Source organism: Lacisediminihabitans sp. FW035 (assembly GCF_054880895.1).
In genome coordinates this window covers 3,601,154-3,622,447 of the sequence record NZ_CM142187.1, presented here as the reverse complement: position 1 = coordinate 3,622,447, position 21,294 = coordinate 3,601,154, and the positions used below count along the sequence as shown (strand labels likewise).

The window sequence follows — 21,294 nt, the reverse complement described above, 5'->3', positions numbered from 1 at the left end:
CCGATGTTAGGCCGCTTGCGCGGGGCGGATTGCCAGAAAAAGACCGCTCCCGGGTGCATCCGATCGGACTGTTGGGCCGGTAGTACCCCATAAGAGCATGACCAGCATGTTCCCGAACTGGAGTAAACCGTGAAAACTCGAATCATGGCCGGCACTGTTGCCGGTGCATTCCTTCTCGCCGCTCTCGCGGCGCCGCTGCCGGCTTCGGCGGCGACCAACGCCCAGCTCTCGGTTTTGCATGGCGTTCCGGGGGTGACTGTGGATGTCTGGGTGAATGGCGCCCTCACCCTGGACGACTTCACGCCGGGTACGCTCGCCGGCCCGCTCAGCCTCGCTCCGGGCACCTACTCGGTGGCCATCACCTCGTCGACCGCCACCTCCGCGACCGACTCCGTGGTGATCGGCCCGGTCGACCTCCCCCTCGCCGACGGTGGCAACTACACGGCGGTCGCCCACCTCACCCCGGCCGGCACCCCCACTGCGACGCTCTTCACCAATGACATCTCGAAGACCGCCGCCGGGCAGGGCCGTTTGACGGTCAGGCACGTAGCCGCTGCCCCGGCGGTCGACGTGCTCGCCGGCGGAGCCCCGGTCGTGAGCGGCCTCACCAACCCCAACGAGCAGATCCTGAATCTCGCGCCGGTCACCGTCTCGGCATCCGTCGTCGCGGCGGGCACGACCACCCCGGTGCTGATCGGACCGGCGGACGTCGCCATCCAGGAGGGCGTGAACACCATCGTCTACGCCTACGGCAGCGCGGCGAACAGCACGCTGGCTCTCGCAGTGCAGACCATCACCGGCCTGCACACCCCGCCGGCGGGAGTTCCCGCCGGACAGACCGGCGCGGCAGCACGCGCCGAATCGGCACAGACCCTGTCGACGGTAGGCCTCGGAGCATTCGGGTTGCTCCTCGCCGCCGCCGCTGTGCTGGTATCCGCTCGCCGGAAGGCCGGGTCGCGCGCCTAGGCGCGTCGACCTCAGGGAACCGGGAGTGAGAATGACGGGAAGGGTCGGGCTCGGCGCCGTACTGGCGCTGAGCCTGGTCCTTCCCGTTCTCGCGGGCTGCACGGCGGCTCCTCCACCGGCGGCGCGGCCGACTGTGTCTTCGACACCGACACCGACGCCGCGACCGACGGCTCCAGACATCCCGACCGTGGATGCCTCGCTCGGCAGTCTCCCGGTGGCGACGGTCGTCGCCCCGGTGCGCATCCGGTTCGATCGCCTCGGCATCGACATGAGGGTGACCGCAGAGGGGCTCGACGCAAAGGGCGCGATGGCCCTTCCGGCCAATGCCGCCGAGGCCGGCTGGTACCGCTACAGCCCCGGGCTCGGTGCCCGGGAGGGCGCCACCGTGATCGCGGCCCACATCGACTCCTGGCACGACGGCATCGGCCCGTTCAGTCGGCTCAAGAACGCGGCCGCCGGAGACACGATCACCCTCTACGGAGCGGACGGATCGACGGTGTCCTACACGGTGAGCGAGCTTCGTCAGGTGGGCAAGATAGACGCCCCGATGGCGGACGTTTTCGAGACGACCGGTACGCCACGCCTGACCCTCGTGACCTGCGGCGGAGTCTTCAATGCGAAGACCGGCCACTACCTGGACAACGTCATTGTCACTGCGACCCCGGTCGCCGCGGCGACCGCCGGCAACTGACGCTTCACCAACGGGGAAGGTGCGACTAACGTGAGCGAAAAGACGGCCGCCTCCCCGGGTGACCGCTCCCCGTCGATCGCCGTCAGGATTCCCGTGTCTGACCTGCTCCAGAATCACGACGAGTCTTCTCTCGTTGCGAGCTTCCAGGCCGGTGATGAGCGTGCCCTCGCCACGGTGTACGAGCGCTGGGCACGGTTGGTCTACGGAATGTCGATGCGGTCGCTCGGCAACGTCGCGGACGCCGAAGACGTGACCCAACGGGTGTTCGTCGCCGCCTGGCTCGGACGGGCCACCTTCGATCCCGACCGCGCGCGGCTATCGGCCTGGCTGGTAGGCATCACGAAAAACACCATCGCGGATGCGCATGAGCGGCGGGCGCGCGATCGCCGGGATCGTGAGGCCCTCATCCAGAGCCTCGACCGGGAGGTGACGGACTGGCCCGATGACATTGCGGAGCGGCTCGTCGTCGCCGACGCCCTCGCCGACCTGCCCGAGACCCCCCGGCAGATCATGAGGCTTGCGTTCTACGATCGGCTCACGCACACGCAGATCGCGGAGTTTCTCGGCCTTCCGCTCGGCACTGTGAAAAGTCATATCCGCCGAAGTCTCGATCGGCTACGAACCAGATTGGAGGTGAGCGACGATGAGTGAAACTACCGGTTCGGATGCCGGACACAGCGACCCCGACATCCTGGCCATGATGGCCATGGGGGAGCCGGACATCCCGCTCGCCGACGAGGTCCATGTGCAGGGGTGCCCTGCATGCCTCGACGAACTCAACAGCCTGGTTCGGGTGGCGACACTCGCCCGGTCCGGCTCGCCTCTCGAGCATCCGCTCGATGCTCCCGGGCCCGCGGTCTGGGGGTCGATCAGCCGCACCCTCGGTCTCGCGACCGATGTCATGCCGGCACCATTCGAGACCGCGTCGACCGCAGACCCCGAGATCGCATCCGTCGCACTCCCGGTCGCGTCGCGGTCGTCTGCGCGCGGCAGCCGAGCTCATCGCCGACGCCGTCGGCTGGCCGTACCGATCCTCTCGGGGGCGCTCGCGATCGTCGTCGCTGCCGGGGCGATCTTCGTTGCAGCAACGGTGCTCACGCCCAAGACCGTTGCGCCAACACCGACCATCCTCGCCGAGGCGCGTCTGAAGGCCCTGCCCGACTGGACCGGATCCTCCGGGGAGGCGGTGATCGAGAAGACGGGCTCCGAGCGGCAGGTCGTCGTGACAATGTCGGAGGCGCGCAACGCTCCGGGCTACCGGGAGGTCTGGCTCATCTCGACCGACCTCACCAAGCTCATCAGCATCGGCGTCCTCGCGGGCACGGAAGGAAGGTTCACGATTCCGAGCGACGTGAATCTCGCTGACTATCCGATCGTGGATGTGTCGAGCGAGAAGCCCGACGGCAACCCGGCGCACTCCGGCGATTCGATCGTGCGCGGCACGCTGTAGCCGCTCTCGCCGTCTATTGGCGGGCGGCCGTCACCCGGATCTGGTTCGACCAGGGGTCGTCGAAGCTGAGGGTCTGCCCGTCGTCACGGGTCTCGATGCCGTGGTGCGACATCCGTTCGCCGAGGGATCCGAGGTCGTCCGTGCCGGGCACGACGATGTCGACCTGCCCGAGCCCGAGGGTGCGGCCACGGCGGCCGGCCCCCGCGGTGTTCCAGATGTTCATGGCCATGTGGTGGTGATAGCCGCCAGCGCTCACGAAGAGGGCGGAGTCCCCGTACATGATGGTCTGTTCGAAGCCGAGCCGGTTCACGTAGAACTCGCGTGCCGATGCGATGTCGCCCACCGCGAGGTGCACATGGCCGACCACGGCGTCACCGAAGTTCGGCGCCGCGACGGCATCCTCGGTGAGGTGCTCCTGCAGGAAGGCGTTGGGGTCGAGGAAGAGGGTGGACATCTCGACCTGCCCGTGCACCCAGCCCCATTCGGCGCGATCCCGGTCCCAATAGAGCTCCACGCCGTTACCTTCCGGGTCGGTGAAGTAGAAGGCCTTGCTCACCAGGTGATCGGAACTGCCCGTGAAGGTGCCCGGTGCCTTAGACGCAACAGAGTAGACGGATGCCGCGAGCGCGGCCTCCGAATCGAACAGGATGGCCGTGTGGAACAGCCCGGCATCGCGCGGGTTCGCGTGCACGAGCTCGGGGGCCGCCCGCAGGATGATGAGCGGGGTGGTTCCGCGACCGAGGGTTATGGTGTCGGTGGTCGAGGCGATCACGCTGAGCGCCACGGCGTCGCGGTAGTAGGCGGTCATCCCGTCGAGGTCGGCGACGAGAAGGGTCACAGCGCCCATCGAGGTGTCGGCGGCGAGGAGATCTGTCGTAGTCATGTCAGTGACAACTTAGTTGATGCGACAACTATTCCGCAATGGTGCCATGGGTCTGTGGGGCCCTCGCCAGTCCCGCTGGTCGAGTAGGTCGCTCAGCGACCGTGTTTTGCTGGTCGAGTAGGTCGCTCAGCGACAGTGTTCTGCTGGTCGAGTAGGTCGCTCAGCGACCGTGTCGAGACCCGGCGACCGTGGGCCCACGCCGATTCACCCCGTGCCGCGTTCGCGGATCAGGAGTCATGGCGAATACCCGCGTGTCCCCTCGCGAGGACACGGCGTGTCGCGCGAAACTCCTGATCCGTGAACGGCGGCGGACGTCGTCGCAACCGCGAGGTCGGTAATGCGCGTCCCCCCGCGCCGGTTCAGGCCGAGGGCGCAGTGCGCTTCCCCACCACCTCCGTGTGGATCTCGCTGGTCAGCTGCTCGATCTTCGCGGTGAGGTCGGCGATCTGGCGGGTGAGCGTGGTGTTGTCGTGCAGCTCCTGCTCAGTGGAGCTGAAGTCATGGTCGGCCTTCACCTGCTGGAAGGCGGCCTGCCGGTTCTGTCCGATCATCACGAAGGTCGACAGGAAGATCGCCTCGAGCGACACCACCAGCGTGAGCGTCGGCCACGGGCTCTTTTCGAAGAACAGCATCCAGAGGGCGAACAGCGCAACGTGCACGTAGACGAAACGCATCGAGCCGGCGAAGGCGGTGATCGCGTCGGCGACCCGCAGCTGGATGCTGCCGGCCCGTCGTCTCGCCTCCGCCATCACCGAGGGATGGTGACTCTGGCCGTCCGCGAGCAGGCGGCGGGGGACGATGTGGGGGCGACTCGGCGCGTGAACTGTCATGGCTCCGACTGTAGGCACCCACGGGGAACCGCGCCGAATGCGCGCCGTGACTCAGTCCTGCGGATGCCGCAGTCGAAGCAGGGTTCCCACCGGTGGCTCGATCACCACGAGCGACCGCAGCTCTTCCGGGTAGGCCAGGGCCGGGCGGATCGACACCCGCGTCGGACTGCTCTCCACGATCACGACGACGCGCCAGTCCCAGTCTTCGGCGGGCGCATTCACATCGACGCCCCCGACCGGCACCGGATTCGGCAGGAGGGCGTAGTACTTGCGGTCCAGCTCAGCCAGTCCGGCACGGTCGAGCAGGGCGGCGGCCTCCTCACGGGCCCCGGGCCCGGCGAGGGGAAGCCCCACAAGGCTCGTCGGAACGACACCGTCGCCGTCGCTCACGAGGTACCCGACCAGTTCGCCGTCAGCGCGCCGCCGCTGCTCCCACCCGGCCGGAATCACTGGCAGCCTTCGCAGTCGATCTCGCTGGCCGGATCGACCGCGTATAGCGGCTTCTCGTAGCAGAGCGAGTGCTCCGAGTCGGCATAGTAGGCGAAGTTCGGGATGCGCGTGAAGCCCTCGCGCTCGTAGAACCGCACGGCGTCCGGCTGCCGGTCACCGGTCTCGAGCACCAGGCGCGACCATCCGCGTTCGCGTCCGAATCGCTCGAGCTCGTGCAGGATGGCGGTCGAGGCGCCCGTGCCGCGACTCGACGCCGTGACGAACATCCGCTTCACTTCCGCTTCACCGCCCGGCAACTCGCGGAGCCCTCCGCAACCGACGGGTTGGTCCGGCTCGGTGTACGCGACGAAGAAGGCGGTGATGTCGGCTGCGGTCGGCGCCGGACCGGGCTCGGAATCGGGGGTGCCGTAGCGCGCTTCGATCTCGATCCGCTGCGCCTCGCGAAGGGCGGTCCCGTCCGGATCGTCCCACGGGACCTGGCGCACGATCACGATCCGGTGAGCCTCTGGATCAACTCCCGGTAACGGGCGGCGGTCTGCTCGACGATCTGCGGGGGCAGCGACGGCGGAGTGCCGTGCTGGTCCCAGTGGGCGCTCAACCAGTTGCGCACGATCTGCTTGTCGAAGCTCGCGAGCCTGTCGGGTCCACCGGCGGAGAAGGTTGCGGCATCCCAGTAGCGGGAGCTGTCGCTGGTCAGCACCTCGTCGGCGAGGGTGATCACGCCCGAGTCGCGATTGGCGCCGAACTCGAACTTGGTGTCGGCGAGGATCACGCCTCGGGATTCGGCGATGGCGGATGCCGTTCGGAACACCGTCAGGCTGAGGTCGCGGAGTGCTTCGGCGACGTCTGGCCCCACCAGTTCCACGGTGCGGTCGAACGGGATGTTCTCGTCGTGCTCGCCCATCGGGGCCTTCCACGCCGGCGTGTAGATCGGTTCGGGGAGCCGGTCTCCGTTCGCGAGGCCGGCGGGCAGGGCGATGCCGCACACCGTCTGGGTCTGCTGGTATTCGAGCCAGCCGGATCCCACCAGGTATCCGCGCACCACGCATTCGATGGGGAACATGTCGAGAGTGCGCGCCAGCATTGCGCGCCCGGCCACGGCGGTCGGGATCAGGTCGCGCACGGTGTCCCCGCGCAGCTCGTGGTCGGCGACGAGGTGATTCGGCACGCCGACGAGCTGGTCGAACCACCACAGGCTGAGGGTCGTGAGCAGCTCACCCTTGCCCGGGATACCGGGTTCAAGCACGTGGTCGAACGCACTCACCCGATCGCTCGCGACCATGAGCACGCGGTCGGCGGTGGCGAGGTCGGCGGTGCCGGCCTCGATGTACAGGTCGCGCACCTTGCCCGAATACGCGTGGGTCCAGCCATCCGCCGTCAGGTCGATTGCGTTCATTCGGCGACCCGCTGCGCGATGTCGGTGCGGTACTGTCCGCCCTCGAGGTCGATCGCGCCGAGCGCGAGATAGGCGCGGGATCGGGCCTCGGCGAAATCGGCGCCGGTCGCGACGACACTGAGCACGCGCCCTCCCGTCGCGACGAGGGCCCCGCCGGAGAGCGCGGTCGCGGCATGCGCGATCGTCACACCGTGGATCGCGAGCGCCGTATCGACGCCGGTGATGGTGCGGCCGGTGATCGGGGTCTCGGGATATCCCTCGCTCGCGAGCACGACGGTGACGGCGACGTCCTCCGAGAACTCCGGGCGGGGCATCCCGCCGAGTTCGCCGCTCGCCGCCGCGAACAACAGCCCGCTGAGCGGGGTGACCAGCCGGGGGAGCACCACCTGGGTCTCGGGGTCACCGAACCGTGCGTTGAATTCGATCACCCGGATGCCGTCGGCGGTGAGGATGAGACCGCAGTAGAGCAGCCCGATGAAGGGGGTCTGCTCGGCGGCCAGGGTGCGCACCGTGGGGATCGCGATCGTGTCGATCACCTCGTCGACGAATCCGTCCGGGAGCCAGGGAAGGGGAGAGTACGCGCCCATCCCACCCGTGTTGGGCCCCTCGTCATTGTCGGACAGACGCTTGTAATCCTGGGCGGGGTCGAGTGGCAGCACGTTGTGGCCGTCGCTGAGCAGGAAGAGCGAGACCTCCTGGCCGTCGAGGAACTCTTCGACGAGCACGCTGCCCTGCCCGATCCAGTATTCGGCATGGGCGACCGCCGCGTCCCGGTCGGTGGTCACGAGCACGCCCTTGCCGGCGGCGAGGCCGTCCGCCTTCACGACGTAGGGGGCCCCGAGCGCGTCGATCGCGTCGATCGCCTCTTCGAGGCTGCCGGCGCGTGTCGCGCGGCCGGTCGGCACCCCTGCGACATCCATGATCCGCTTGGCGAAGGTCTTGCTGCCCTCGAGCTGGGCGGCGGCCCTTCCCGGGCCGAAGACCGCGATGCCGCGCTGCCGCAGCCGATCGGCGACTCCGGCCACGAGCGGCGCCTCTGGGCCGATGATCACCAGTTCGATGTCGTTCTCGAGCGCGAACTCGGTGACGACGGCGGGATTCGTGGGGTCGAGGGCGATGACCTGCACGTCCGCAGCGATTCCGGCATTGCCGGGCGCCGCGATGATGTCGTGATCGACGGCCTCCCGGAGGAGGGCGGTGATGATGGCATGCTCGCGGGCACCGGAACCGAGGACAAGGATTCTCACTGGGCAAGCGTACCCACCCGCCGCCGCCGGCATGCGCCCGATGCTCAGCATCGCCCGGCAGACTGGAGGCATGGCCCACCGTCAGCGAATCGCGGGGTCGTCGGTGCAGCCAGACAAGGTCTGCGTCGCGTGCGGACGTCGCATTCAGCGGCGGGCGAAGTGGGCGCGCGACTGGCACACCGTGCGTTATTGCTCCGGTGCCTGCCGGAGCCGCGGAGTGACCGAGACCGACCGGATGCTCGCGGACGCGATCCTCGCGTTGCTTGCCGAACGCCCCTCCGGAGCCTCGATCCTCGTGTCCGACGCTGCCCGCGCAGTCGCCGCCGGCCGCTGGGAGGACCTCGCAGAGCCGGCCCGCCGCGCGGCGAGGCGACTCGTCGACGCGGGGTCGATCGAAATCCTGCAGGGCGGCAGGGTCGTCGACGGTTCCACCGCGAAAGGCCCGATCGAGGCGCGCCTGAGGTGACGCAAGGGTCGGTCGCACCTGCCAAGCTGGGCGGATGACTCCCCGCCACACCCTGCTCGCCCTCCTGGTCGTGGTGATCTGGGGTTTCAACTTCGTGGCAATCGACCTCGGCCTCGTGGATGTGCCCCCGCTCGTCTTCCTCGCGCTGAGGTTCGTGCTGGTGGCCATCCCCGCTGTCTTCTTCATCCGGCCACCCGCGATCGGGTGGCGCAACATCCTCCTGATCGGCGTTTTTCTCAGCCTCGGCCAGTTCACGCTCCTGTACCTCGCTCTCTCGCTCGGCATGCCGCCTGGCCTCGCATCCCTGCTGCTGCAGACCCAGATCGTCTTCTCGGTGATCGTCTCGTCGCTGCTTCTTCGCGAGCATCCCACCCGGCGCCAACTCGTGGGGATCGTGATCGGCATGATCGGTCTGGCGGTCGTCGTGATCGGCCACACCTATGCGGCACCCTGGCTGCCACTCGTGATCACCCTGCTCGCGGCTCTCTCCTGGGCGATCGGAAACGTGCTGTCGCGGCGGGCCCGCGCGGCATCCGGACTCTCGCTTGTCGTGTGGTCGGGGCTCGTGGTGCCGATTCCGTCGCTGGCACTCGCCCTGCTGGTGGATGGCCCGCAGGCGGTGGGCGATTCGCTCACCCATCTCTCGCTCGCCGCGATCCTGAGCACCCTGTACACCGCCGTCGCGGCTTCCCTCGTGGCCTACACGATCTGGAATTCACTGCTCGCCCGCTACCCGACCAGCGCCGTCGTGCCCTTCACCCTGCTCGTGCCGGTGATCGGGATCCTCGCGGCCTGGGCGGTCTTCGCCGAGAGGCCGACCGGCAGCGAGCTCATCGGGGGAGCGATCATGCTCGGTGGACTCGCGGCGGCGGTCGTGAATTTCCGGCCGCGCGCGCCCACCTTCGTCACCGAGTGACGAGCCACTAGGTTCGGCAGATGGACGCTTCTCCGACAGACCTCCTCCATCTGGGTCGCGCCGTGGAGCTCGCGCGTGACGCGCGGGCCAGGGGCGATCATCCGTTCGGGGCCGTGCTCGTGACCGCCGACGGCGCCGTCGTCGAGGCGATGAACTCGGTGACGACGACCAACGATCCCACCGGGCATGCCGAGACGAATCTCGTGCGGTTCTCGGCATCCCTCGGCACCGAAGTGCTCGCGTCGAGCACGGTGTATACGAGCACCGAGCCCTGCGCGATGTGCGCCGGTGCGATCTACTGGGCGGGCATCGGTCGCGTGGTGTTCGCGCTGTCGGGCCATGCCCTGGTGGAGCTGGTGAGCGAGGCATCCGGGGTGCTCACCCTCGATCTGTCCAGCCGCGAGGTCTTCGCCCGCGGCGGCTCGGCTATCGAAGTGCTGGGTCCCATCGCTGTGGCGGGCGCCGTCGAGGTGCACGACGGGATGTGGGGCTGACGGGCCGTAGTGCCGCCACTACCGTTGGAGCATGGCCAAAGTACGCATTCCGGATGACGCCGGCCGCGACGCCGTGGAGCGCGCGCTCGCAACGGTCGCCGACCGCGACACCGAGGCGACCGCGGTGCGCTATCTGCTTCAGGTGCTGGCGGACGGCGCTCCGGGCAACTCCGTGGAGGTGCGCGTGCCGCCCTTCGGCGCCGTGCAGTGCATCGAGGGTCCCGGTCACACCCGGGGAACACCGCCGAATGTCGTCGAGACCGACGCGCTCACCTGGCTCGCGATCGCGACCGGGGGTACCGAGTGGGCACACGCGCTCGAGCACGGCCGCATCGCGGCATCCGGATCCCGCGCCGACCTCTCCGCGTACCTGCCACTCCTCTGGGATGGGGCGGATACCCCGGAAGCGTCAGGGACAATGGACACATGACCCCCGATCCTGAGCCAGAACCGGGCCGGTCCGAATCCGCGTCGCCCTCTCCCGATGGGGTGGCTTCGGAGCCCGCGCGGTCCATCGTCGAGACCGAGGTCACGGTTCGTCGGATCCCGCGCTATTCGCGCTTCCTCATCATCGGAGCGGGACTCGGGGCTGTCGCCACCTTCATCCTCACGGCGTCGTTCCCCTCAGACCCGGCTGTCGGTTTCGGTGCGCTTTTCGGCTACTTCCTCATCTTCGGTGTTCCGACGGGGGTGGTGATCGGCGCCGTCGTCGCCATCGTGCTGGATGCCTCGTTCAAGCGCCGCGCCCGCACGGCGATGGCCGAGCGCACCACGGTCGACGCCCTCCCCGACGAGCCCGCCTCCTGACGGTCCCCTCCCCGTCGCGCCCCTCCCCGTCGTGCCCCTCTCCGTCGCGCCCCTCCCAAAACGCAGGAGATTCGCCACGAAAGGCGCCCTCTCGCGGCGGAAAGAGTTCTTTGGTGGCGAATCTCCTGCGTTTTCGGTGACCGCCGCGGAAAGTGCCACTAGATAGTGGCACTATCGGATAGTTATACTATCCGTATGCGAATGGCCGAACTCAGCAGTACAAGTGGCGTCCCCGTTGCGACGATCAAGTACTACCTGCGCGAAAAGCTGATGCCGGCCGGCGAGAGCGAGACGGCCAACCAGGCTCGGTATGGCAGCGCGCACCTCGACAGGCTCCGCCTCATCCGAGCCCTCATCGACGTCGGCGGTCTCAGCGTGGCATCCGCTCGAAGCGTGCTCGAGGCGATCGATTCGGATGCCTCGCTGCCCGAGACCTTCGAGGTGGCGCAACATTCCGTGTCGATTGCCATCGCTCCGGACGAGCTCGACCCGGCAGACCTTGCCCGCATCGACGAACTGTTACACGGTTGGCACGTGTCTCCCGGCAACCCCGGTCGACTCGCCTCAGCCCGCGTGCTCTCCGCCTTCCGCGCCGTTGGGCAGACGGATGACCGGGGCTGGTTCGCCCGCTACGCCGAGGCCGCGCTGCTCATCGCTGCCGCCGACCTCGACGAGATCGACGCGCGCCCCGACCGGGCCGCGAAAGCCGAAACCGTCGTCGTCGGCACCGTACTCGGCGACGCACTGATCTCGGGGCTGCGCCGTGCTGCCCAGGAGCACACCACCTCGCAACGATATTCCTGAAGGAGGAATGACCATCATGACCCGCACGATCGACGCCCCACCCGCCTCCGTTATCGCCCGCTTCGGCTGGCACCGTCCGCTGCTCTTGCTCTCATTCGGCATGATCTCGCTCGCGGTCATCGCCCTCGTCGGGCTGGTCGTCGACCACCGCACGATCACGGGGATGCCACTCTGGGCGAAGCCGCTCAAGTTCGCACTCTCCGTCTTCATCTACAGCGTGACCCTCTCCTGGCTTCTCGGCCAGCTACAGCGTGCGCGCCGGCTCGCCTGGTGGGCCGGAACCATCGCGGCCGTCTTCCTCGCCGTCGAGATGGTCGTGATCTACGGCGCCGCCTTCGCCGACACGACGAGCCATTTCAACGTCTCCACCCCGTTCTCGACGGCCGTCTGGGGCACGATGGCGGTGTCGATCGTGATCGTCTGGAGCGCCACCATCCTCGTTGCCGTTCTGCTGTTCCGTGCTGATCTCGGCGATCGGGCTCGCAGCTTCGCCATTCGCTCCGGCCTCCTCATCGCGGTGATCGGCATGGGCCTCGCGTTCCTCATGACGAGCCCGACCTCAGCCCAGCTCTCGAATTTCCAGGGCATCGCCGGCGCCCACACCGTGGGTCTCGCCGACGGGGGTCCGGGCCTCCCGTTGCTCGGCTGGAGCACCGTGGCCGGAGATCTGCGCATCCCGCACTTCGTCGGGATGCACGCGATGCAGGTGATCCCGATCGTGGCGGTGCTCGTCGAGCTGCTCGGCCACCGCCTGCCCGCGCTGCGAGACGTGCGCACGCGCCTTGGCGTGCTCGTCGTGCTGGCGGTGCTCTACCTGGGGGTGCTCGCAGTGCTCACCGTGCAAGCGCTCTCGGGAGAATCGATCGTGCATCCGAATGCCGCCATCACGACGGTCTCGCTCGCCCTGTTTCTCGCGGCCGCGGTGGTCATCGCGACGATCGTCGCCCGTGGGCGCCGGGCACCGGGCCACCCGGTCGCCGTGTGAGCGCCACGCCTCAGCTCAGCTGCGTGCGCTCCACCCACGCGAGATACTCCGGGGTGACGGTGCCCGTGACGTAGTCGCCGGTGAAGCAGCTCATCTCCAGCGCCTCGACATTCGAGCCCTCGAGGATAGCCGCCTGCATGTCCGCGACCTCCTGGTAGATCAGGTAGTCGCTCCCCATCTCGCGGTTGATGTCCGGGATCTTGCGGTTGTGGGCGATCAACTCCTGCCGCGACGGCATATTGATGCCGTACACGTGCGGGAAACGCACGGGTGGCGCGGCCGAGGTGAAGGTGACCTTGTTCGCTCCGGCCTCGCGGGCCATCTGCACGATTTCCTTCGAGGTGGTGCCGCGCACGATCGAGTCGTCAACGATCAGGATGTTCTTGCCGCGGAACTCTGATCCCATCGCATTCAGCTTCTGCTTCACCGACTTCTTGCGTTCGGCCTGCCCGGGCATGATGAAGGTGCGGCCGACATAACGGTTCTTATAGAAGCCCTCGCGGTACTCGATCCCGAGCTTCTGGGCCACCTGCATCGCAGCCGGGCGGGAGGAATCCGGGATCGGCATGACGACGTCGATGTCGCCGCGCGGCGTGTACTGCGCGATCGTGTCGGCCAGGCGGTTACCGAGACGCAGGCGGGCGTCGTAGACCGAGATGCCGTTCATGATCGAGTCGGGGCGGGCGAGGTAGACGTACTCGAAAGAACACGGCACCAGCGTCGGGTTCTTGGCGCACTGGCGGGAGGTCATCTCGCCGTCGAGGGCGATGAACACGGCCTCTCCCGGCGCGATGTCGCGCACGATCTCGTAGCCGCCGCTCTCGAGCACGAGGGACTCGGATGCCACGATCCAGTCGTCCCCGACGAATCCGCGTGCCCGCTTGCCGAGCACGAGCGGGCGGATGCCGAAGGGGTCGCGGAACGCAAGCAGGCCGTATCCCGGAATCATCGCGATCGTGGCGTAGGAGCCCTCGACGCGCTCGTGTACACGCTCGACGGCCGCGAAGATCTGGTCGGGGTCGAGGTCGAGGCCGGTGACCTGTTCCTGAAGCTCGTGGGCGAGCACATTCACTAGAAGTTCGGTGTCGGAGCTCGTGTTGAGGTGACGGCGGTCGATGTGGAAGAGCTCTTCGGTGAGTTCGCGCGTGTTGGTGAGATTGCCGTTGTGCACGAGCACGATGCCGTAGGGCGCGTTCACATAGAACGGCTGGGCTTCTTCCTCATTGGCGGCGCTGCCCTTGGTGGCATAACGGCAGTGCCCGAGGCCCATATTGCCTGGCAGGGCACGCATGTCACGCGTGCGGAACGCCTCGCGCACCTGGCCCTTCGCCTTCACCATGTGGAAGGTTCGGCCCTCGGCGGTGGCTATGCCGGTGGAGTCCTGGCCCCGGTGCTGCAGGAGCAGGAGGCTGTCGTAGACCTGTTGGTTGGCGGGTTCCGAAGAAACGATGCCGACAATGCCGCACATTCGCGGTGAGACTCCAGACCGTAGAGTTGGGGGTGATTTACTCCAGTCTTTCACGCTTTACGAACGGACAATGAATGGCCGACAAGTACGCCGAAGCGGGCGTCGACACGGCGGCTGGAGACCTGGCCGTCGAACTCATGAAGTCGGCGGTCTCCGCTACCCACGGACCCCGGGTCGTCGGCGGAGTCGGAGGGTTCGCCGGGCTCTTCGATGTGTCGTTCCTCACGTCCTTCGAGCGGCCGCTGCTCGCGACATCCACCGACGGTGTCGGCACAAAGGTCGCGATCGCGCAGGCCATCGACAAGCACGACACGATCGGCGTCGACCTCGTCGGCATGGTCGTCGACGACATCGTCGTCGTCGGCGCCACACCCCTGTTCATGACCGACTACATCGCCTGCGGCAAGGTGGTTCCGAGCCGCATCGCCGACATCGTGGCCGGCATCGCCCGCGGCTGCAGCGAGACGGGAACGGCCCTCGTCGGGGGCGAGACCGCCGAGCATCCGGGACTTCTCGGGCCCGACGACTACGACGTCGCGGGGGCTGCCACGGGCGCTGTCGAGGCCGGCGCGCAGCTCGGCGCCCACCTGGTGACGGATGGCGACGTGGTGGTCGCGCTCGAATCATCCGGCCTGCACTCCAACGGGTATTCGCTCGTGCGCCGCGTCATCCGCCAGGCCGATATCTCGTACCTCGATCGGTCCCAGGAGCTCGGGGGCCTCGTCGGCGAAATGCTGCTCGAGCCCACCCGGCTGTACACCTCCCCGCTGCTCTCGCTGCTGGCGGATGCCCCGGGCGCGGTCCATGCACTCAGCCACGTGACGGGCGGGGGCATCGCCGCCAACCTCGCGCGCGTGCTGCCCGTTGGCAGCTGGGTCGAGCTCGAGCGCAGCACGTGGTCGCCGTCCGCCGTGTTCCGCGTCCTCGCGGACTGGGGCTCGATGACTCTCGAGGAGACCGAGGGCACCTGGAACCTCGGAGTCGGCATGATCGCGGTCGTATCGGCAGCCGCTGTGGACGCGGTCGTCGCCAGCCTCTCGGCGGCGGGGATCCCGGCGTGGACCATCGGGGTCGTCTCGACGACCCCGCACGACATCACCGGGTTCGAGCAGGGCGCCAAAGGCGTCGACGGCGGAGCCGTGCGCCTAGTCGGCCGCTACCGCGACTGACCGCGCCCACCCACCGTCTCTACCACCTACCGTTTTTGCGACCCACCGTCTCTACCACCTACCGTTTTTGCGACCGCCGTCGTGTGTGAACACGGAGGTGGTGAGAAAAACGTGAGGTGGTCGAGCGAGGGAGGTGCTACGCGGTCTTGTTCTGATCCGACTCGTACTCGTCTTCGGAGAAACCGGAGACATCCGGTGAATAGGCGGTCGCGCTGAACTCCGGCCACTTCTCGAGGTCTTCCTCGAGCTTCGGATCGATCGGGGCACCGGTGACGGGATGCGTGAGTTCGCGTTCGAGCGCGTTGTAGTTGGTGTCCGGGCTGAAGTATTTCAGCTCACGAGCCACCTTGGTGTGCTTTGCTTTTTGACGGCCGCGCCCCATGGCTTGACCCCCTCACGATTCCTGCCCGGACGAACGGAGCCTCAACTGGCGAACAGCTGCCCGGGATTGACCAAATAGGGAACTAAAAACTAAAGCCCAACTTTAGCATGCACGCGAGAGGTGGCCGCGTCCGCTATCCGGCCTCTCAACGGCGGCTAACGTAGACGCGTGACGTCCTCGCCTGGCTCCCCCTCGGTCGTGGTGATCGGCGCGGGACAAGCTGGCCTCTCCGTCTCGTTCTACCTCAAGCGACTCGGTCTCGAACCGGGGTCGGACTTCGTGGTCCTCGACCGTGGCCCCGGCACGGGAGGTGCCTGGCAGCACCGCTGGGAGGCGCTCCGCATCGGTTCCGCTCACCACATCAACGACCTTCCGGGCATGGATGAACTGGGCGTGAGTTTCGACACCGCCGATCGCACCCGACCGGCGAAGGATGTCGTCGCCGAGTACTACGCCCGTTACGAAGAGCACTTCGAGTTGCAGGTGCGGCGGCCGGTCGATGTGAGGCGTGTGTTCAACCGCGGCACCGACCTCGTCGTCGGGTTCGAGAGCGGCACGGACTCCGGCGAACTCGAGACGGATGTCGTGGTCAACGCGACGGGGACCTGGGGATCCCCGTTCATCCCCTGGTACCCCGGCCTCAATGACTTCACCGGGCGGCACGTGCACACGACGGACTACGACTCCGCCGCGGACTTCGAAGGGCAGAACGTGGTGGTCGTGGGCGGAGGCACTTCGGCGATCGGCTTCCTGCTCGAGCTGGAAGGCACCGCCGAGAGCCTCACCTGGGTGTCGCGTCGACCGATCGAATTCCTCGACGAGGGCGAGTTGAACATGGAGGCGGGGGCGGCGGCGGTAGCGGCGCAGGACGAGGCTGCTCGCAGTGGGCGCGCTCTGCCGAGCATCGTGAGCGGCACCGGCGTGCCACGCACTCGCCGCATTCAGGCCGGCATCGAGCGGGGCACCCTGGTGGCCAAACCGATGTTCTCCTCGATCGAAGCGGATGGTGTGCGCTGGGCGGACGGCACATTCCAGCCGGCGGATGCGATCGTCTGGTCCACGGGATTCCGCCCGGAGTTGCGCCATCTCGCTCCGCTCAAGCTGCGCGAGAAGGAGGGTGGAATCACCGTCGGTGCCGGCTCGTCGTGGAAGGATGGCCGTATATTCTTCGCCGGGTATGGACCTCAGGCGAGCACTATCGGGGCGAATCGGGCCGGGCGACAGATCGCCCGGCAGGTTGTCGCCCTGCTCTCGAACCTCTAGCGGCCCCGCCTCTCTCCGAAAACGCAGGAGATTCGCCACCAAATGGGGCGATTCGCCGCGGAAGGGCCCCTTTCAGGGCGAATGTCCTGCGTTTTCGGTGGGGGAACGGTATTCGGTGGCGATGCCGGGCAGGTCGTATCATTTCCCCAGAACGAACGTGCCGCCTGTGCCCGGAGGGAGCCAGCCGATGACGCAGGTGACGCCCCGACCCATCAGCCGGGCAAATCCGAGCATGCAGGACGTGGCCCACCACGCCGGCGTCTCGCTCGGCACGGTGTCGAACGTGCTCAATCATCCCGAGAAGGTGATGCCCGCAACGGCGGTGCGCGTGCGATCGTCGATCGACGAACTCGGCTTCGTGCGCAACGACGCCGCGCGGGCGCTGGCCGCCGGCTCCAGCCGGAGTCTCGGCCTCGTGCTCGCCGACATCGAGAACTCCCTCTTCATCGACATGGTGCACGGCGCCCAGCAGGGCTCCAAGGCGGCGGGGCTCAGCCTCCTGCTCGGTAATGCCGCGTGCGATCTGCAGCAGCAGGAGGACTACCTCGACCTCTTCGACGAGGCGCGGGTGGCGGGGGTGCTCCTCGCCCCGATGGAGGATTCGTCGGCCGGCATCCGGCGCATGCGGGCCCACGGGCGCCAGATCGTGCTCCTCGGATATTCGCCGAAGGACGATGACTGCTGCGCGGTGCTCGTCGACAACGAGAGGGTCGGATACCTCGCCGCGCAGCACCTCATCGAGTCGGGTCGCACCCGGCTGGCCTTCATCGCCGGACACGACAGCTACCAGCCCGTGCACGACCGACGGCTCGGCGTGAAGCGCGCAGTCGCGGAGTCGGACGGCCGGGTGACGGTGGAGGAGATCGACTCCGGAGGCCTCGAGCACGAAGACGGGCAACGGATCGGTGCCGCCCTCCTCGAGCGCTCGCCGGGCGAGATCCCCGACGGCGTCATCGCGGTGACCGATGCCATCGGCAACGGCCTGATCCAGCGGATCATGGCGTCCGGCGCGCTCAGCGTGCCCGGTGACATCTCCGTGATCGGCTGCGAGAACAACCGGTCGGCCGTGAGCGGACCGGTGCCGCTCTCCACCGTCCAGCCTCCCGGCCACGAGATGGGGCAGCAGGCGACATCACTGCTCCTGGAAGAGATCGCGGCCCTGCCCGGGGAGCATTCCCATCGCACTCTCGTGCTGCAGCCGACCCTGGTGATTCGCGAAAGCACCGCGGTGCCGACGATCTCGCGAGCGTAAGGCGGAGGTTCCGCTGTGCTTGACATCCTCCGGCGGCACGAATATGTTCGTCCATTGAAGCGCTTCATTCTTGCGCCAAGGTCACAATTTCAAGGAGGAAATTTGCACACTCGACTTGCGCGCCGCCACAGCAGGCAGGCGCTCACAACGGTCGCAGCGATCATCGCGACGACGGCCCTACTCGCGGGATGCAGCGGCAACGCCACCCCGAGCGGCACCACGGCCGGAGCCACGAAGTTCAGCATGCTCATCAATGCCGACAACACCGGGGTGCCCCAGGAGCTCAAGGCCCTGAGCACCAACCAGTGCAAGACCGAGAACACCGCGCTTCCGTACGACACCCAGACGGTGCCGCAGGCGGGACTCGACCAGAAGCTGCAGCTCCTCGGTGGGCAGAATGCGCTCCCCGCCCAGTTCGCGGCCGGAGGGGCACCGGCCCAGACGAAGTCCCTCGACAAGTCGGGCCAAACCCTCGACCTGACGAAGACGCTGAAAGACCTCGGCGCTTACGACAACATCGAGCCCGCCGCCGTCTCGACCATCAACAACCTGTACGGCAAGTTCATCGTGCTGCCGTACCAGTTCAACGTCGAAGGCATCTGGTACAACAAGAAGATGTTCGCCGACGAGGGCATCGCCGTTCCGAAGACCTGGGATGAGATGGTCGCTGCGGCCGGCAAGCTGAAGTCCTCCGGAGTGACGGCGTTCTCGGCATCCGGGGTCGAAGGTTGGCCCATCACGCGTCTGATCAGCGGATACCTCTATCGCGAACTCGGACCGGATGCCCTGAAGGATGTCGCCGACGGCAAAGCGAAGCTCACCGATCCGGAGTACGTCAAGGCCGCCCAGGCCGTGGCCGACCTCGGGAAGGCAGGCTACTTCGGAGAGGGAGTCGGCTCGATCGACTACGCCACCGGGGTCTCTCAGTTCCTCACCGGAAAGGCCGGGATGCTCTATATGGGCAGCTGGGTACTCCCCTCGATGAACGACCCGAAGCAGAACCTCATCGGTGCCGACAATGTCGGATTCATGCCGCTGCCCACCGTTGCCGGTGGCAAGGGTTCGGCAGACCAGATCCCGGCCAACGTCGGCCTTCCGATCGCGGTCTCGGCGAAGTCCTACAACCCGAAGGTCGGTGCCTGGCTCAAGTGCATCAGCGCCAACTTCGGGGCTGCATCCCTCAAGGACCAGGGAGCGATCACCGGCTTCAAGGTCAACGGTGATTCCGGAACGGTGCCACCGCTCACGAAGGTCGTGCAGGACACCATCGCCAAGACGACGGTCTCCACGCTGTGGTTCGAGGCGCTGTTCAGCGTCAAGGCCACGACGACCAGCCAGCACGGGGCCGCACCGCTCGTGACCGGGGCCATGTCGGCGAAGGACTTCATGGCGTCCGTCCAGGCAGACCTCGGGAGCCAGTAGATCGGTCCATACCGAGTCGATGACTGACCTGCCGGACGTCACCGGCCGGCACCAGGTCGAAGGCGGCGGCGCCAATGGCACCGCCGCCTTCCACCGCCCGGCCACGGGCGCACACGAGGGGATACGAAGAAGGCTATGAAACAAGTTCTCGGGGATCGCCGGTCCATCGCGATCCTGCTCGGCCCGGCACTGCTGGTCTACACGCTCGTCATGCTGGTGCCGATGCTGTGGTCGCTCGGTTACACGTTCTTCAGCGGCAATGCACTCACGGGGTTCACCTTCACCGGGGTGAGCAACTTCGTGGAGCTGTGGGGGGACCCCCGAATCGGCAAGGCTCTCTGGTTCACGGTGCGGTACGCGCTCGTGATCTCCGTCGGCCAGGTGGTGCTCGGCTACCTGCTCGCGTTGCTCTATGTATTCGTGCTCAAGAAGTCCTCGAGCATCGTGCGCACCCTCGTGTTCTTCCCCGTGGTGCTGCCCACGGTCGCCGTGGCCCTGCTGTTCCAGAAGATGTTCGCGATCGCGCCGCAGAACGGCCTGGTCAACGAGTTCCTCAATGTGTTCGGCATCCCGTCGATCGACTGGTTCGGCGATGCCGGCCACGCGTTCTGGGTGCTCGTGCTGATGGATCTCTGGCGGTCTATGGGCTTCTACGCCGTGCTGCTCTACGCGGGTCTCGTCGACATCCCCGACGACATCCTCGAGTCCGCCCGGCTGGACGGGGCGAAGGGCTGGGGTCTCGTGCGCCATATCGTGCTGCCCCTCTCGGCACCGGTGCTGATCTCCTCGGCGATCTTCAGCATCAACGGCACCCTCAAGGTCTTCGATTCGATCGTCGCGCTCACCAATGGAGGACCGGCGGATGCCACCACCCCACTCACCCTCTACATGTTCCAGACCTCCTTCGCCTACGGCCAGTACGGCTACGGAAGCACGATCGCGCTCCTCCTCACAATCCTCTGTCTCGGAGTGACCCTCTTCATCTTCCGGGGCACCAGACGCAACTCCTCGCAGGGAGAATTCCGATGAGCGCCGCCCCAATGAGTGCGACAGCGCGCCGCCGCACGGTGCGTCGATTCGTTCGCAGCGTGCCGGCGCGCATCCTGATCGCCGTGCTGCTGGTCGTCGAGATCTATCCGCTGGTCTGGTTGCTGCTCGGATCGTTCAAGACGCAATCCGAATTCCTGACTCAACCGACCTGGTCGCTTCCCCAGTCCTGGGATCTCGACAACTACGTGCAGGCCTGGACGACCGGCAACGTCGGCACCTTCGTGCGCAACAGCCTGCTCGCGACGATCCCCTCGCTGTTCCTCATCATCGTGCTCGGGGTCGCCGCCGGTTTCGCACTCGAGGTGTTGGTGTGGAAGGGGCGTAACCGGGTGCTCCTCATCTTCTTGTTCGGCATCATGGTGCCCGGCCAGATGATCCTGCTCCCGCTCTTCACCGCCTATTTCAAGCTCGGCCTCTCCGGCACTCTCTGGCCACTGATCATCACCTACACCGCGACGGGACTCCCGCTCACGGTGTTCATGATGGCAACCTACTTCCGTGCGGTTCCGCGGGAGGTGTTCGAGGCATCGACACTCGACGGGGCGAGCGTGATCCGGTCGTTCTGGTTCATCGGCTTCCCGATGGTGCGCAATGCGGTCTTCACCGTCGCGCTCGTGCAGTTCTTCTTCATCTGGAACGACCTGCTCATCTCTCTCACCTTCACGACCGACAACCAGCTGAGCACCATCCAGCTCGGACTCCTCAACTTCACCGGCCAGTTCGGCGACGTGAGCTACGGGCCGCTGTTCGCGGCGATCTGCATCAACGTGTTCGGCACCCTCGTGCTCTACCTCTTTCTCAACCAGCGCGTGATGAAGGGACTGACGGCGGGATCCGTGAAGGGCTGACGACAGCCGCACCCCGCCGCACCCCCGGCGGCTCTCTCCCCAGGGAGGGGCCGAC

General features: G+C 67.1%; 25 protein-coding genes and 1 pseudogene. 18 read left to right on the top strand and 8 right to left on the bottom strand.

What is annotated here, in order from left to right; genetic code table 11:
* The first annotated feature begins 144 nt into the window (after positions 1-144).
* From ACVXZ4_RS17330 to ACVXZ4_RS17315, 4 genes are read left to right on the top strand one after another with little or no spacing between them, the layout of a single operon-like run.
* Positions 145-966 (top strand): DUF4397 domain-containing protein, encoded by an 822-nt coding sequence (locus tag ACVXZ4_RS17330; RefSeq protein ID WP_461796025.1) that lies wholly within the window; start codon positions 145-147, stop codon positions 964-966.
* 31 nt (positions 967-997) lie between these two features.
* On the top strand, positions 998-1,657 hold the full coding sequence (locus ACVXZ4_RS17325; RefSeq protein ID WP_461796024.1) for a class F sortase: 660 nt from the start codon (positions 998-1,000) through the stop codon (positions 1,655-1,657).
* A 30-nt stretch (positions 1,658-1,687) separates the two neighbouring features.
* Positions 1,688-2,308, top strand: a complete 621-nt coding sequence (locus ACVXZ4_RS17320) for an RNA polymerase sigma factor (protein ID WP_461796023.1) — start codon at positions 1,688-1,690, stop codon at positions 2,306-2,308.
* Positions 2,301-3,107 carry an anti-sigma factor domain-containing protein gene (locus tag ACVXZ4_RS17315; protein WP_461796022.1) on the top strand — a complete coding sequence of 269 codons (807 nt, stop codon included), beginning with the start codon at positions 2,301-2,303 and terminating at the stop codon, positions 3,105-3,107. Before ACVXZ4_RS17320 ends, ACVXZ4_RS17315 begins: the two co-directional genes overlap by 8 nt.
* A 13-nt stretch (positions 3,108-3,120) precedes the next feature.
* On the opposite strand, the gene ACVXZ4_RS17310 is transcribed toward ACVXZ4_RS17315, so the two are convergent.
* From ACVXZ4_RS17310 to purD, 6 genes are all read right to left on the bottom strand, one after another.
* The gene (locus ACVXZ4_RS17310; RefSeq protein ID WP_461796021.1) at positions 3,121-3,990 is read right to left on the bottom strand and encodes a VOC family protein; all 870 of its coding nucleotides are present in this window, start codon (positions 3,988-3,990) and stop codon (positions 3,121-3,123) included.
* Between the two features lie 359 nt (positions 3,991-4,349).
* Entirely contained in the window at positions 4,350-4,820 is a 471-nt protein-coding gene (locus ACVXZ4_RS17305) for a DUF1003 domain-containing protein (protein WP_461796020.1), read from the bottom strand.
* A gap of 51 nt (positions 4,821-4,871) precedes the next feature.
* Positions 4,872-5,270, bottom strand: coding sequence for a hypothetical protein (locus ACVXZ4_RS17300; RefSeq protein WP_461796019.1), 399 nt, complete (start codon positions 5,268-5,270; stop codon positions 4,872-4,874).
* A complete protein-coding gene (locus tag ACVXZ4_RS17295) occupies positions 5,267-5,761 on the bottom strand; it encodes a GNAT family N-acetyltransferase (RefSeq protein WP_461796018.1) in 495 nt (164 codons plus the stop codon). The genes ACVXZ4_RS17300 and ACVXZ4_RS17295 overlap by 4 nt, the downstream gene beginning before the upstream one ends.
* A complete protein-coding gene (locus ACVXZ4_RS17290; RefSeq protein ID WP_461796017.1) occupies positions 5,758-6,666 on the bottom strand; it encodes a phosphoribosylaminoimidazolesuccinocarboxamide synthase in 909 nt (302 codons plus the stop codon). Before ACVXZ4_RS17290 ends, ACVXZ4_RS17295 begins: the two co-directional genes overlap by 4 nt.
* Positions 6,663-7,913, bottom strand: a complete 1,251-nt coding sequence (purD, locus tag ACVXZ4_RS17285) for a phosphoribosylamine--glycine ligase (RefSeq protein WP_461796016.1) — start codon at positions 7,911-7,913, stop codon at positions 6,663-6,665. Before purD ends, ACVXZ4_RS17290 begins: the two co-directional genes overlap by 4 nt.
* On the opposite strand from purD, the pseudogene ACVXZ4_RS17280 reads away from it, so the two are divergent.
* The 8 genes and pseudogenes from ACVXZ4_RS17280 to ACVXZ4_RS17245 form a co-directional block, all read left to right on the top strand.
* A pseudogene (locus tag ACVXZ4_RS17280) lies at positions 7,867-8,076 on the top strand (hypothetical protein); the annotation flags it as partial. The gene purD and the pseudogene ACVXZ4_RS17280 sit on opposite strands and share 47 nt — an antisense overlap.
* A gap of 54 nt (positions 8,077-8,130) precedes the next feature.
* Positions 8,131-8,379: a DUF3253 domain-containing protein gene (locus tag ACVXZ4_RS17275; RefSeq protein WP_461798019.1), complete on the top strand. Its 249-nt coding sequence runs from the start codon at positions 8,131-8,133 to the stop codon at positions 8,377-8,379.
* A gap of 34 nt (positions 8,380-8,413) precedes the next feature.
* Complete coding sequence (locus ACVXZ4_RS17270; RefSeq protein ID WP_461796015.1) at positions 8,414-9,295, top strand: EamA family transporter; 882 nt, start codon at positions 8,414-8,416, stop codon at positions 9,293-9,295.
* 20 nt (positions 9,296-9,315) lie between these two features.
* A complete protein-coding gene (locus ACVXZ4_RS17265) occupies positions 9,316-9,789 on the top strand; it encodes a nucleoside deaminase (protein WP_461796014.1) in 474 nt (157 codons plus the stop codon).
* Positions 9,790-9,820: 31 nt separating this feature from the next.
* Positions 9,821-10,219 (top strand): sterol carrier family protein, encoded by a 399-nt coding sequence (locus ACVXZ4_RS17260; protein ID WP_461796013.1) that lies wholly within the window; start codon positions 9,821-9,823, stop codon positions 10,217-10,219.
* Positions 10,216-10,596 (top strand): hypothetical protein, encoded by a 381-nt coding sequence (locus ACVXZ4_RS17255; protein ID WP_461796012.1) that lies wholly within the window; start codon positions 10,216-10,218, stop codon positions 10,594-10,596. Before ACVXZ4_RS17260 ends, ACVXZ4_RS17255 begins: the two co-directional genes overlap by 4 nt.
* Positions 10,597-10,797: 201 nt before the next feature.
* Positions 10,798-11,400, top strand: coding sequence for a MerR family transcriptional regulator (locus ACVXZ4_RS17250; RefSeq protein WP_461796011.1), 603 nt, complete (start codon positions 10,798-10,800; stop codon positions 11,398-11,400).
* A 7-nt stretch (positions 11,401-11,407) separates the two neighbouring features.
* A complete protein-coding gene (locus ACVXZ4_RS17245) occupies positions 11,408-12,385 on the top strand; it encodes a hypothetical protein (RefSeq protein WP_461796010.1) in 978 nt (325 codons plus the stop codon).
* 10 nt (positions 12,386-12,395) lie between these two features.
* On the opposite strand, the gene purF is transcribed toward ACVXZ4_RS17245, so the two are convergent.
* On the bottom strand, positions 12,396-13,853 hold the full coding sequence (purF, locus tag ACVXZ4_RS17240; protein ID WP_461796009.1) for an amidophosphoribosyltransferase: 1,458 nt from the start codon (positions 13,851-13,853) through the stop codon (positions 12,396-12,398).
* Positions 13,854-13,927: 74 nt separating this feature from the next.
* On the opposite strand from purF, the gene purM reads away from it, so the two are divergent.
* Positions 13,928-15,022, top strand: coding sequence for a phosphoribosylformylglycinamidine cyclo-ligase (gene purM, locus ACVXZ4_RS17235; RefSeq protein ID WP_461796008.1), 1,095 nt, complete (start codon positions 13,928-13,930; stop codon positions 15,020-15,022).
* Positions 15,023-15,158: 136 nt separating this feature from the next.
* Here the strand turns inward: purM and ACVXZ4_RS17230 are convergent, their stop codons facing one another.
* The gene (locus tag ACVXZ4_RS17230) at positions 15,159-15,404 is read right to left on the bottom strand and encodes a DUF3073 domain-containing protein (protein WP_185201869.1); all 246 of its coding nucleotides are present in this window, start codon (positions 15,402-15,404) and stop codon (positions 15,159-15,161) included.
* A 168-nt stretch (positions 15,405-15,572) separates the two neighbouring features.
* Between ACVXZ4_RS17230 and ACVXZ4_RS17225 the strand changes: the two genes are divergently transcribed.
* The 5 genes from ACVXZ4_RS17225 (at position 15,573) to ACVXZ4_RS17205 (ending at position 21,239) form a co-directional block, all read left to right on the top strand.
* The gene (locus ACVXZ4_RS17225; protein ID WP_461796007.1) at positions 15,573-16,667 is read left to right on the top strand and encodes an NAD(P)-binding domain-containing protein; all 1,095 of its coding nucleotides are present in this window, start codon (positions 15,573-15,575) and stop codon (positions 16,665-16,667) included.
* A 187-nt stretch (positions 16,668-16,854) separates the two neighbouring features.
* Positions 16,855-17,919 carry a LacI family DNA-binding transcriptional regulator gene (locus ACVXZ4_RS17220; RefSeq protein ID WP_461796006.1) on the top strand — a complete coding sequence of 355 codons (1,065 nt, stop codon included), beginning with the start codon at positions 16,855-16,857 and terminating at the stop codon, positions 17,917-17,919.
* Between the two features lie 102 nt (positions 17,920-18,021).
* Entirely contained in the window at positions 18,022-19,341 is a 1,320-nt protein-coding gene (locus ACVXZ4_RS17215; protein ID WP_461796005.1) for an ABC transporter substrate-binding protein, read from the top strand.
* A gap of 135 nt (positions 19,342-19,476) precedes the next feature.
* The gene (locus ACVXZ4_RS17210; protein ID WP_461796004.1) at positions 19,477-20,370 is read left to right on the top strand and encodes a carbohydrate ABC transporter permease; all 894 of its coding nucleotides are present in this window, start codon (positions 19,477-19,479) and stop codon (positions 20,368-20,370) included.
* Positions 20,367-21,239, top strand: coding sequence for a carbohydrate ABC transporter permease (locus tag ACVXZ4_RS17205; protein WP_461796003.1), 873 nt, complete (start codon positions 20,367-20,369; stop codon positions 21,237-21,239). Before ACVXZ4_RS17210 ends, ACVXZ4_RS17205 begins: the two co-directional genes overlap by 4 nt.
* Positions 21,240-21,294: the final 55 nt, after the last annotated feature.